At 63.0% G+C, this 12,305-nt stretch carries 12 protein-coding genes; 7 read left to right on the forward strand and 5 right to left on the reverse strand.

The annotated features are described in order from the left end of the window. Positions 1-96: LysR family transcriptional regulator (locus JYJ84_RS37830; protein WP_240201864.1), on the reverse strand; the 96-nt coding region annotated here is incomplete at its 3' end. 237 nt (positions 97-333) lie between these two features. Here JYJ84_RS37830 and JYJ84_RS16175 point away from each other — a divergent pair. Both JYJ84_RS16175 and JYJ84_RS16180 read left to right on the forward strand, forming a co-directional pair. Beyond that, positions 334-966: a 5-formyltetrahydrofolate cyclo-ligase gene (locus JYJ84_RS16175; protein ID WP_122945403.1), complete on the forward strand. Its 633-nt coding sequence runs from the start codon at positions 334-336 to the stop codon at positions 964-966. 11 nt (positions 967-977) lie between these two features. Then, complete coding sequence (locus tag JYJ84_RS16180) at positions 978-1,664, forward strand: hypothetical protein (protein WP_236027667.1); 687 nt, start codon at positions 978-980, stop codon at positions 1,662-1,664. Between the two features lie 60 nt (positions 1,665-1,724). On the opposite strand, the gene JYJ84_RS16185 is transcribed toward JYJ84_RS16180, so the two are convergent. Beyond that, the gene (locus JYJ84_RS16185; RefSeq protein WP_236027670.1) at positions 1,725-2,705 is read right to left on the reverse strand and encodes an AAA family ATPase; all 981 of its coding nucleotides are present in this window, start codon (positions 2,703-2,705) and stop codon (positions 1,725-1,727) included. A gap of 275 nt (positions 2,706-2,980) precedes the next feature. Here JYJ84_RS16185 and JYJ84_RS16190 point away from each other — a divergent pair, with 275 nt between their 5' ends. From JYJ84_RS16190 to JYJ84_RS38540, 4 genes are read left to right on the forward strand one after another with little or no spacing between them, the layout of a single operon-like run. Then, on the forward strand, positions 2,981-4,324 hold the full coding sequence (locus JYJ84_RS16190; protein ID WP_175984823.1) for a tyrosine-type recombinase/integrase: 1,344 nt from the start codon (positions 2,981-2,983) through the stop codon (positions 4,322-4,324). 18 nt (positions 4,325-4,342) lie between these two features. Next, entirely contained in the window at positions 4,343-7,669 is a 3,327-nt protein-coding gene (locus JYJ84_RS16195) for a VPA1269 family protein (RefSeq protein WP_175984824.1), read from the forward strand. Next, positions 7,666-8,316, forward strand: a complete 651-nt coding sequence (locus JYJ84_RS16200; RefSeq protein ID WP_175984825.1) for a hypothetical protein — start codon at positions 7,666-7,668, stop codon at positions 8,314-8,316. The genes JYJ84_RS16195 and JYJ84_RS16200 overlap by 4 nt, the downstream gene beginning before the upstream one ends. Further along, positions 8,313-8,411: an HNH endonuclease gene (locus JYJ84_RS38540; protein WP_175984826.1), complete on the forward strand. Its 99-nt coding sequence runs from the start codon at positions 8,313-8,315 to the stop codon at positions 8,409-8,411. Before JYJ84_RS16200 ends, JYJ84_RS38540 begins: the two co-directional genes overlap by 4 nt. Before the next feature lie 46 nt (positions 8,412-8,457). Here the strand turns inward: JYJ84_RS38540 and JYJ84_RS16210 are convergent, their stop codons facing one another. From JYJ84_RS16210 to JYJ84_RS16220, 3 genes are all read right to left on the reverse strand, one after another. Continuing rightward, complete coding sequence (locus JYJ84_RS16210) at positions 8,458-9,615, reverse strand: AAA family ATPase (protein ID WP_175984827.1); 1,158 nt, start codon at positions 9,613-9,615, stop codon at positions 8,458-8,460. A gap of 81 nt (positions 9,616-9,696) precedes the next feature. Beyond that, complete coding sequence (locus JYJ84_RS16215) at positions 9,697-9,852, reverse strand: hypothetical protein (protein ID WP_374102106.1); 156 nt, start codon at positions 9,850-9,852, stop codon at positions 9,697-9,699. A gap of 41 nt (positions 9,853-9,893) precedes the next feature. Then, positions 9,894-10,763, reverse strand: coding sequence for an RNA ligase family protein (locus tag JYJ84_RS16220; RefSeq protein ID WP_175984828.1), 870 nt, complete (start codon positions 10,761-10,763; stop codon positions 9,894-9,896). Between the two features lie 734 nt (positions 10,764-11,497). On the opposite strand from JYJ84_RS16220, the gene JYJ84_RS16225 reads away from it, so the two are divergent. Further along, on the forward strand, positions 11,498-12,305 hold an 808-nt coding region (locus JYJ84_RS16225; RefSeq protein ID WP_205189284.1), incomplete at its 3' end, for an RNA ligase RtcB family protein.

Here is a 12,305-nt window from a genome sequence, read left to right on the forward strand (position 1 = left end):
CGCCGCCGGCGACCGGCCGAGCTTGCGGCCCGCGCCCGCGAGGCTGCCCTCGTCCAGCGTGGCGACGAACACCTTCATCGCATCGATTCGATCCATGGTCTGTGTGGGCTGGGTGCGAACGGTCGTGTGATGGGCGGCAGGCAAGCGAGCGACCAGTCTACCGCACGCCGGCGCGGTGCCTTGCCCGGGGGACACTGCACGTGCGGTTTTGGCCCTACAATGCGCAGGCGAAGTAACCGCATGACCGGCCGTCAGGGTGCCGCGTTCCTCGAACGCGGCGTCCGACATTCAAGCGGTTCCGCTGAATAACGAACAACATCCATAACAGCACTCATGAAAAGAAGAACATTTCTCGCGCTGCCCGCCGCGGCAGCGTCCGGCATGCTCGCCGGCTGCGCCGATTTCGGTCCCGTCACCAAGGCGTGGATGAAGGATTCGACCTACGACGAGACCTTGTCGACCTTCCTGATTACCGCGGACGGCAAGCAACTCGTCGTGCTCGGCCAGAAGTATCACTACATCTTCGAGATGCCGCCGGGCCTCGCGACGGTACTCACCGCGCCCTATCGTCCCAAGATCCACACGGCGTTCAACGGTTTCGAGACGCACGGCGACACGATCACCGGTCGATACGCGATGAGGCTGGATTACTCGGATGCGCCGACCGGCTCCGACGTGCGCGAGCGTGCGCTCGCGGACGGTTTCAAGCAGGAGAGTGGCTACCTGGCGTCGAAAGGTACGATCAGCGGCAAGCGCTATCTGCCGAACGATGTCACGCCTTCGTCGGTCCCACAGGCGTTCAATCGTCCTTACCATGTCACGGTGACGGACAAGCTGACGGCTGTCGGCCACGGCGCCAAGCTGGCGTTGTCGCCGATCGCGATGGCGGCCGATGGCGCGCTGGGCCTGCTCGGCCTCGCCCTGTTCCCGATCGCGCTCACCACCTTCATCATCGTAGCCAGTTGAGACCGGTATCCATGATGAAATCCCCTGCCCGTACGATGTTCCGAATCGGCTGCGTGGCGACCTGCCTGGCCTTCGCCCAACACGCCTTCGCCGAAAGCGACTGGGACGCGGCGCGCCATGTCCGTACCGACTGGGTGTTCGCGTCGATGAAGGAAAGCGACGTGCGGCCCACGCTCGATCGCGCGCTGAAGGACCAGGCGCGCTGGGCCGGCCAGCCCGGCAACGCGCCCGATGCGGGTGCGTTCCACTGCACGAAGCTCGCGTTGCCGCCGCCATCGGCCGAAGCCCAGGCCACGTTTGACGCGGCGCCGTCGCCGCGCGGCCGCGAAGCCGACATCGCGTATGCGAAGGCGGCATCGTTAGGTTCGTGGCGCGCGGCCGCGCGTCTGGCGAGCAGTTCGCTCGACGACGAGGATTGGGAAGGTGCGCAGCCTGCGATTGCGTGGCTGCTCGTTCATCACGTGCCGGCCGGCTACAACAAGCTCGCGGATGTCTTGCAGGCAATGTCGGGCTACGACGGCGAAACGCCCGGCGAGGGCATGAGCGGAATGATCGCGTCGCTGCGCTGGCGCGCGGCCCGCGAAGGCGATCCGGTCGCGCAGATGGAGATGGCCGACCTGTTCGACAAGCTGGGCAAGACCGATCTCGTCACCGCGTTGCGCGCCTGCGCGACGCAGCAGAATCCGGCGCTCAAATGAAGCGAGCCGGTACGCCGCGATGACGTGCGGTGTACCGGTTCGTGTGGTGACGGTGTCGCATCAGACTTCGTACCGCACCGCGTGCGCTTCGGTAGGCAGCGGCAGATCCCAGCGCAGCAGCATCGCCTCGAGCGTGCGATTCGTCAGCGACGTGTCGCGCCGCGCGTTGCGCCGCAGCAGTTCCGCGCGCGGCTGTTCGAGGTAGACGAGCGTCACGTCGGCGCCGTACGCAAACAGCAGGTCGAGCGTCTTCTTGCGCATCAGCGGCGACAGGTTCGTCGCGTTCCACACGAATGGTTTCCGTTCGCGCAACAACGCCTTCGCGGCGTCGACCGCATGGTGCGCGACCGCGCCCTCGTTCTGGCCGTGGCGCAGCCCCAATGCGTCGCGTGCATCGTCGAACGACACGACCGGCAGAGCCGGATGATGCCGCGCAACCCACGTGTTCTTGCCCGACGCGGGCAGGCCCGACATCACGATGACCTGCGAGCCCGGCGTGCGGAACAGCGGATAGTCGGGATGCACGTCCGCGCCGCGAAAGTAGCTGAGCGCCGTGTGCGCATCGGCGAACGCGCGTGGCTGGCCGTAACAGCCCTCTTCCCGTGCCAGTTCGCGGAACAGCTCGATGTTGTCGAGCACGCGCTGCGTGTCGTCGCAGATGCGCCCGCGCATGTCGGCTTCGGCGAGCAGGCACAGCAGCGGCAGGCTGACCTGCCACGACAGCTCACGTGCGATGAACTCGGGCGTGCCGCGGCGCGACCCGCTCATCGCGAAGAACGGCACCTGATGCACGGCGATCATCCGGCAGATCGCCTCGCGCACCGCGAACGGCATGCCGGCATCCCACAGCGCGATCCGTGCATCGATTGCGCCCTTGCGCGAGTGGCCGGGATGACCGATCGCACCGGTAACGGGATCGACGACCGTCGTGCTGTATTTGGCGATGTCGTGCAGCAGCGCGGCCAGGAACACGATCTCCTGATCCGCGCGCGACGCGGCCTGGTACCCGGGCAGCGCAAGCAGCGCATCGATCACCATCATCGTATGCGTCCACACGTCGCCTTCGCCGTGGTTCTCCACCCGTACCTCAGGCAACTATTAACCATGGTGTTGAGGGCTTCATGCTTCGTCGAATCACCCATTGAACCTATCGTCAGCGAGAAGGACCGGATTGTTTTCAACGGAAGACGAAGTTGGTTAAATAGCTCAGTTGTCGGGCTACATAGAAATCCACCCTTAACTGTTATACCCGTCGCATGCCTATTCGCTCTGTTCACTCCATCATCGACATCCCTATCCAGGAAGGTGCTCCTGGCATGAGCCTACCGTTTCTGTTTCTGCAGAACGGGGAACTGAGCTACCTCGCTCTCGCCTGGGCACGAAACAAGATGCTTGTAGAAGGGACTGGCACCTCAACTCTAGCCAAAGCGGTGTCCGCCATCGGACGGTTCTACGACTACTACCAGCTCGAAAAGAACGGAGCCCCGCTCGCACCGGACCAGCTGAGACTGTTGCTGGCAGAGTTCTATGAGGCTCGTCGTTTCGGGAAAGCATCGCTGGGTTGGGACGCGGTCAAGGTGGCGACAGCTGCTGCGGATGTGCGCGCGGTGAGCGACTTTACCGAGTGGTGCACCAACAACTTCGGTCACGCACCTGTCAATCCGAAGGAGCGCGTGCTCGTCGACCAGCTAAACCTTCGAGAACAAAAGACTCAGGAGCTAAAGCTCACTTCCCGCAAGCAGTGGGACATGCTTTTCCACCTGGCGCCCGCATTTGACGAAGCGAAGGGCGTGGTGACGCAGCGTGCTTTCGACCCGGCGCGCGGCAGACGAAACAAGGCTTTCACGGACAATAAGCACTTCCCTCCGGACATGGTATGGGAAGCCGTCCTGAAGACTCCGTCGTTGCGAGACAAGCTCTATCTGCTGTTGCTCTTTTTCGGCGGCCTTCGCATCTCTGAACCGATGCACCTCTTTGCCTCCGACATCAGCATCCAGGCGGACGGGACTGCGCGCGTGGTGCTTGGGCACCCGCAAGACGGGAGCTACCAGTGGATTGGACGCGACAGGATAAAGAAGGTCGGTAATCGCGTCACGTTCTTGCAGCAGAAATACGGACTCACGTCGCGAAACCTGCTCGCAGAGAAACATCCGCTGCACGCCGGCTGGAAAGGCATGATGGCCGATGACAAGAAACGGTCAGAATCAGTCGTTCACTGGCTGCGGGAAGATGCCGGCAGGCTGTTCGCACGTCTGCACGCCGAGTACGTCCGCACAGTGCGCGGCAAATTGCCCGACGTCCATCCATACTACTTCGTCAGCGAGAAGGGCGAGGACAGCTACGGTCAACCCTTGAAGCTATCGAACATGTCGAAAGCGTTCAACCGGGCGGCCGCGCGTGTATCCCTCTCTCCCAGCATGCCCGGCGTCAATCCCCACGGTGCCCGGCACTTCTATGGCTTCTATTGCGCATCTGTGCTCCGGCTACCCATCGAGACGACACAGCGTTTGATGCACCACGCCAACGTCATGTCCACGCAAGTCTATTACGCCTTGTCCGCCGAAGCCGTGCGAAAGGAACTGATGGCCGCGCAGGAGAGACAAGCCCTTGAAGCGCCCCAACTCCTTGCCGCGCCGGCCGCGCTACTTCTCCCAGCTTGAGTGCATCGAATAACGCCAATGCTCAATCCTCTTCCGACTTTTCCATCGCCTGGCTCGCAAAGCCTGGTTTCTCTCAATCTTTCGCCGGTCCTCGTTCACGTTGCGCCGGAACTGACTGCGGAGCGGCTGCTCGAGGTCATTGCTGACCACGAACGTGTCCGGATTCGTGAGTTCTGGGAGCATTCGCTTCTGGCAGAGCACGAGCGCGGAAACTGGATTGTGGCGTTCAAGACCAATAAGGGCCCTGGCGGTCATCCCGCGTCCGCCTACCTGCAAAGCAGCGCGCTGCAGCGGGTCGCTGGCCTGCCGCTCAAGGGAACGGCGCTGAATGCGCACCTCCGCCAGTTGCCTCTCGCGGAACAACGCGAACGAGTGATGGGAGTGCTGCCCGCCTCGCGTTCGGAGTTGTCTGGCGTTCTCGTCTACAGTCCTCCGGCGTTTGCGCCGGACTTCCGCGAGATGCTGGTAGAAGCCGGCACTGCACAGGCTTTTGTGCAGCGCCTGGCGGACGCTCTCAGGGGCATGAAAAATCTGCCCTATCACGCACCGCGCTACCTGGAGCTGCTGTTTATGCTCTGGGCGCGGAATTTCATCCTATTTCCCGGCGAGTTTCGGGCATGGGCCGTACGACAAAAATGGGAGGCTCTGCGAAACGACCGTTACACGGGCCTGAAGGCACCCCTCATAACGCTCGTAACGGAGGCTTTGCAGGGCACGCTCACTGCTGAGTTCCAGAGCCGCACGTATGGCCTGCTCACTTCGAGCAACCTGACGCTTGCCAGCGATTTGTCTCTGGAGTTGATTGACGCCTACGAGGCCCATATGCTCGCGGAGACGGAACAGTTGGAGGGCCATGCGCTTCATAGCGCAAAGAGCTTTGCCACCCGTGTCGCGCAGACCTACCGGTTGCTTTTCAACCAGGCGCACCCAACCCTCGCGATAGCGAGAACCCAGACACGGTCACCAAAAGCCGGAAAGCCCACGGAGTTGACGAAAACAAGCGGCGAGTTCCGTTGGCTCGGAGCAGCAGCTCCCGAACTAGCAGGCTGGGGAGACCTCATGCGACGGTATGTGGGCCAACTGACCACCGCACGTATCGCCGGCCAGGTGACTCGACTCAATTATTTCGCCGACTTCCTGCTTTCACTCGAAAATCCACCGAAGAGCCCGCTTGAACTTGACCGGGCGCGGCATATCTACGACGCGACACTCGCCAACGACGCGACATACAGCGAATATCTCCGCATTCGTTTGGAGAAGAGCGCGGCAAGCGTCGCTTTGTCGCTGCTGCGCCGGTTCCTTGACTGGTATGCCGACTACTTGCTGGCGACGAGCGCTGCCGAAGCGGCAAGCTTCAAGAATCCGGTCCTCTCGACGGACACCCTGGGCAGAAGCAGCCGCGGCACCGCCGGCCAGACGGCGCGGAACGCGTTGCCCAGCTATGTTATCGAGGAGATGAAATCCCTGCTCATCGAGGACGACTTCGCGTTCGGAAAGTCCCACGGCTCTCACTATGTTCGGGTGCTGGACAGCACGACAGGAAAGCCCGTTCGAGTCTGGTTTCCAGCGGCGTCTGTGTGTCTCTACCTGATGCTGGAAGCGCCCGTACGGTCGCACCAGGCCCGCTGGATGGACTCTGGAGAGCTGGATGAGCTTATGTACGATGCCGCCGCCAACCGGCTGGTTCGCAACGAATCCGCCCACGCCATCGCTGGTCGCCGCGAGGCGGTCCTGCGCCTCCAGCATGACGCCCTTCGCAAAGCCGATTGGTTCGGGCTCTGGGTCAACACGAACAAAACGGCACAGTACGACGAGACCGAGCCAGGGTACTGCATTCCCTATGTTTCTGACCGACTTGCCTCCCTGCTGCAGCACATGCTCGGGTGGCAACGGCGGTACAACACACCGATGGCGGCCCCCATCCCGTACTATGGCGAAAAGCACAGCGCCGAAGAGCGCGAGCGAATCCTGGCAAAGGGGCCGCAGGTTACGCCGCTTTTCAGAGACCCGGCGAAGAACCGGCATGACGCACCCATCACATATGACCGCCTTGCAACCTTTTACACGAATGCCCTGGCCGAAGTGCAGGAGCGCATCAAACGCAAGCACGGCCATGACATTCAGCTGGTAACGGAGGGCGAAGACGGCGAACAGAAGTGGGCCGTCGACCTGCACACGCTCCGGGTCAGTGGCATCACTGCGATGATTGAAAGCGGCGTGCCGCTCGAGGTCGTATCCCAGTTTGTCGCCGGGCACGCGACACTCGTCATGACCCTGCACTATCTTCGGTACTCGCCGTTGAAGCTGCGGAAGATGCTGAAGGACGCCCATGAGAACGCGTCGGAAAACGTCGATTTCGTGGGCTCAGAGTCCTTCATGCAGAACCTCGACACGTTTGCCCCCTACCTCCTGGGGCAGGCCGGCCCCGGTCAAGGGCCGGGGCTTGGCGCGCTTCGGGAGAAGACCGGCATCATCACCATTACGTCGGAGGGAATCTGCCCTGGTACCTCCTGCAGCACTGGCGGCCCACTCGACTCCACGCGCGTGCAGCATGGCCCGGTGCCGGGTGGTCAACGCTGCGGCCTGTGCCGGTATTGGATTACCGGCCCGGCGCACCTGCTGGGACAGGTGGCGGCCGTGAACAACCTCGCGTACGTCATCAGGAAGAAAGGCCTCGAGGTTGCCAGCCTGAATGATGAACGGCTTGACGCCGAAGACGCGGGAAATCAGAAGAAAGCCCGGCAGATTCGCGACCGGGTGGACGTCCTCAACCGGGAACTGGCTATTGACATTGAAGAATGGGCCGCGCGGTATCGCTACGCCGAGCAGTCGGTGTCCCAGCTCAACGCCTATCTGGAGGCGAAAGCCAAGGTCGATGGCAACAATCTGCCCGTTCCGCTGCTGACGGCCGGAACCGCGTCGGAGCTGAAGGTGACGCTCGAGGAGGCCCACGAGTTCGCGCTGCTCGACCAAATCACGCAAATGGCCGATTTCGTGACCGGCTTCCGCAACCGGGAAGCTGAACTGGAGAAGAACGCCATCTTGTCCAGGATGTTGGCCGCCAACGGGGTCAAGCCGTTCTTGCTGACCCTGTCCGATGAACAGGCTCACGAGGCTGGGAACCTCCTGTCAACGCTCCTGCTCCAGCAGGTCAAGCATCGCGACCTCGATGACGTTCTGTCTGGGCGAACCAGGCTGAGCGCCTACCCGCAACTAGCGGATAAGCTCAAAGCGCTTGAAACCGCTGCCGACGCCGGCGAGCTGCTCGCCCTTCAGACCGAGTTGTTGTCCCTTGGCGAGGACAGCGAGGCCCTTACAAACAACGAAGAAGAGACCTTCGCATGAGCACCATTGACCTTGAAGAAACACTGGCCGGCACGTACGAAATGTTGCTGGAGCAAGCTTCCAACCCCCGGCAGCGCGCGACGCTCGAACGCATCAAGGCGGCATGCGACTATCTTGATGCGAACAAGATGAAGATTTCGCCCACGACCGTGGAGCGTTATTGCGTCGACAGGGACTGGGACGGGCCGAAAGCGCAGTCGATTCGGAACTCGAAAGACGTCCTCATGCGCTATCTGCAAGTCCGGCAGTCGGGTCAGCAGTTCCGCGAACGACCGAAGCACTCTGCGGAACCGGAGATTGCTGACGAGTCGCTGCGCGCGTATGTGCAGCTTTTGAAGGAAGAACGCGACCAGGCCATCGCAGACCGCACCCGGATTCAGGCTGGTCTGCGAAAGATTCCCGGCATATCCGTGGACGAGCTGATTCGAGGCACTTTGTCTTCGCAGTGCGGTGATACTGCGCCCGTCAGCGCGCAAGCAGTGCCGCTTGAACTGACCAAAGTCATCTCGGTGCTTTTCGACGAAGAGCGGCTTCGCGCGTGCGGCCTGGAGTTGGTCAAAGGCAGGCTGCGCCAGACAACCACGAAGAACGTTCTCCTGGAGAAGGCCGAGCTTGACGTGCTGGAGAAAGCGCTGCAGGCCACGTGAGTCAGAAAACCCCTCGCATAGCCGGCGGCAAATCAATCCTGTCGAACTGCCGGATGCTATGCAAAGCCTGTAACCGGCGCAAGGGCGGGGTCTAGCAAGTTCGCACGCACCTCGCCGTCACGGAGACAGGCAAGGTGCGTTTCACGCGAGATACGTGATGGCATGGGCTTCAGTCGGCAGCGGCGGCTCCCACTTGAGCAGCATCGCGCTGATGCCCTTGTTGGTGAGCGATGTATCGCGCCGCGTGTTGCGCGAGAAGAGTTCCGCGCGTGGCCGCTCGAGATACACCACCTCGACCTCGGCGTGATAGGCGTAGAGCAGGCTCAGCGCCTTTTCCCTCAGTTGCGAACCCGTGTTCGTCGCATTCCACACGAACGGCGCGCCCGCGCGCAGCAGGTCCTTCGCCTTGTCGATGGCGTGGTGCGCCACCATGCCTTCGTTCTTGCCGTGGCGCAGGCCCAGTTCCTCACGCGCGTCGTCAAACGACACCACCGGCAGCCCCGGATGGTGCTTCGCGACCCACGTGTTCTTGCCCGATGCAGGCAAGCCGGACATGAGGACGACCTTCGACCCCTCTTCTTGGAACAACGAGTAGTCAGGATGTACGTCGGCGCCCCGGAAGTAGCTCACGCGCGTGTGCGCGTCCACAAACGCACGTGGCTGTCCATAACAGCCTTCCTCGCGCGCCAGCTCGCGGAACAGCTCAATGTTGTCGAGAATCTTCTGCTTGTCGTCGCATATCCGGCCGCGCATGTCGGCTTCCGCGAGCGTTGTGAGCAGCCTCAGGTCGACCTGCCATGACAACTGGCGCACGCGGAACTCGGGCGTCTTCGTCTTGTGCTGGTCATCCGGGCCGCGACTCGCGCGCTGCTCGAAAGCGTGGAACGGTACCTGGTGCACGGAAACCAGCCGGCAGATGGCTTCGCGCACGTCGAACGGCACCCCGGCGTCCCACAGGGCAATGCGCGCGTCAATTGCACCCTTGCGCGAGTGGCCCGGCTGGCTGATGGCACCCGTCACCGGGTCAATCACCGTTGTGCTGTATTTTGCGATGTCGTGCAGCAGCGCAGCCAGGAACAGGATTTCCTGCTCCGCGCGCGGCGCGGCCTGGTAAGCCGGAAGCGCAAGCAGCTCCTCGACCACCATTTTGGTATGGACCCACACGGTCCCTTCACGATGGTAGGAACCTTGGGGGGTGTCCTTGGCGAACTCCAACGCAGGAAACGCCTCCAAGCACGCCTCGAAGTCAGGTGCCTTCCCGTTCAGCGGCACGAGCTGCCGTATATCATTCCAGTTCATGGTCAACCTCGAAAATCGAGAGACCAAGGCGAACAGTTGGAAAAGTAGTTACCCAACTGCCTATAACGCCTTGATTTGTTGTTAGTAGTTGTATCGGAAGGGGGTATCCGCGTGGTGCGCAGGCGCCTGCGGGGTCGTCTTCGCGTGTTCGAGCGCGGGAAACGCCGCGAGGCACGCACGATAGTCCGGCTGCCGGCCGGGCGCAGGCACGAGTGCCTGCAGTTGTTCGTACTTCATGATCAAGACTCCTCTCGAAACGGCGTTCGGCCGTTCCGCATTCATGGGTTCGGTTGCGCAGCGGAGATCGATGCCCACGTTACCGTCGGGCGCGGCGCATACAGGTCGACATCCGGCGCGAGCAGGTTCGGGATGAACGGCTGCTCCGAGTGGTGGCGTGCCGATTCGAGAATGGCCTGCACGAAATCGTGGCGCACCCACTTCAGGCGCGCGGTCGTCGTGTCGTCCGTCTCGACCTTCACGTAAAGCCCTTCGGAGCGCTCCGACTGGTCGCACTGCTGCCATGCGCGGGCGAGGTCGAGCCCCTGCCGCCGCACCGTTTCCTCGAACGCGCGGCGCCAGTTTGGTGTCTTCGCGAGCGACGGGCCGAGCCATGCCTTCAGGTCGGCGAGCCGCGCCGGCGCGATGCCTTCGTACAGCACGGGCACCGACAGCACGGGCCCGTCGGCGAGCAGCGCGCGACGCGCAGGCGTCGACAGGAAGCGGCCCGTCGTGCGGTCGAACACGTCGAATTCGAAGAAGTGATGCGGCAGTGCGTCGTAGAACACCGCGTGCTTCTTGCTCATCGTCTCGCCGTACATCACGTAACGATCGCCGAGGCGATCGAGCAGCCAGCCGGCGTGGGCGGCTGCCCAGGTCTTCACGAAACCGAACTGCCGCTCGCGGCCGCCGCCGGTCAGGTAGTGGCCGCGCGACTGCAGCAGCAGTTCACCGGCCGGGCTGAAGCTGATGCCCGTGTTCGCGCCGTCGAGTTTTTCCTCGACGACGAGATGGGCGCCCGCAAGGGTGCGATAGGGAACGTGGTCGTGACCTTCGTCGCCGTCCTGCAGGCGCGAGCCTTCGAGATGCGGCGTGCGCGGGTAGCGGGCAAGGTCGAGCGATTGCGCGTAGGCGCGAAAATCCAGCGTCATGGTCTTTCTCCGGAAACAGGGGAAAAAGCCGACGACGTGAACGAACGATGGGGTGTGCGTTGCGGTGTCAGTGCGGGTCCGGGCGCGTTCCTGCGATCGACGTTCCGGCGCCGCGAGGCAGACGGAAACGGGCAGGACGACACGCGGCCGGGACGGCAGTCGTCGGCGTATCAGGCGAAGGGACGAATGTTTGCGGGCACTTGGATCACCGATTCGATGAGGGTTCAGGGATGAAGCAGGCGGATGCTACGAAACGGCTTTTGCGCTGTCAAGCGTGGCGGGAGGCATCCGTTGCGGCCGTCTGCAAGCGCCGGATGCCTGCTGCGGCGTGCTTGACGCCCCATCGTTACGGAAATGATCCGGATTCCTATTTGTGTGTTTTTCACCACATCGGGCGATGATTCGATGGGCAACGCGGCGCTGCCCGCTTGCTGCGCCCGTTGCGGGCATGCTAGAGTCGCCGCCATTCCGATCAACCCCTCACTCGCAAGGAGAAAAAAATCATGACGTCACGCCAACACTCCTCCCGTCGCGGGTCGTAGTTCGGGTTTTTCGCGTCCGTTCGTTTCATCGTTCACGCCAAGCAGCACCACACATCGCCGTCACGGCGATGAGCCGGATCGTTCCGATCCCGTCGTGCCGCCCTCTTCCCGACTTCCGACGTCGGGCAGCGCATCGTTGCGCTGCCTGCGCCATGGCCCGCCGTTCTACTTTTTCATCGAACGGAAACCTCCATGGGCAATTCCATGCAATACCTGGCCAAGCACATCACGCTGTGCGCTTGCGCCACCACCTGGATCGAAGGTGAGGCGATCCGGCAGCTCGAACACGCTGCCACCCTCCCCGGCATGCGGCGCGTCGCCGGCATGCCCGATCTTCATCCTGGACGCGGCTACCCGGTCGGCGCTGCGTTCTTCTCGACGGGCCAGCTGTATCCGGCGCTGATCGGCGGCGATATCGGCTGCGGGATGGCGCTGTGGCAAACCGCGCTCGATGCGCGGCGCGTCAGCGCGTCGAAGCTCGCGAGCCGGCTCGGCTCGATCGACGCCACGCCCGATGCCAGCTGGCAGCCGTGCATTGCGGCCGCCGGGTTCGCGGATCACGCGTTCGCGGCGTCGCTCGGCACGATCGGCAGCGGCAATCATTTCGCGGAGGCACAGCGGATCGACGCGGTGTACGACGCCGATGCCGTCCAGGCGCTCGGTCTCGACCGCGACCGCCTGCTGCTGCTCGTGCACAGCGGGTCGCGCGGCTTCGGCCAGTCGATCCTCGAGCAGCACATGCGCGAGCACGGCTACAACGGTCTCGACGACACCGATGCCGCCTGCACCGCGTACCTGGCACGTCACGATGCGGCGTTGCGTTATGCGGTCGCGAATCGCGACCTGATCGCGCGGCGCATGCTGGCGCGCTGGCGTACCGACGGCCAGTGCGTGCTCGACGTGAACCACAACCTGGTAAGCCGCGCGAACGTCGACGGCGAGCCGGGCTGGCTGCATCGCAAAGGTGCGACGCCGGCCGATGCAGGGCCGGTCGTCATTC

It is taken from the genome of Burkholderia sp. LMG 13014 (assembly GCF_905232215.1).
Classification (GTDB): Bacteria; Pseudomonadota; Gammaproteobacteria; order Burkholderiales; family Burkholderiaceae; genus Burkholderia.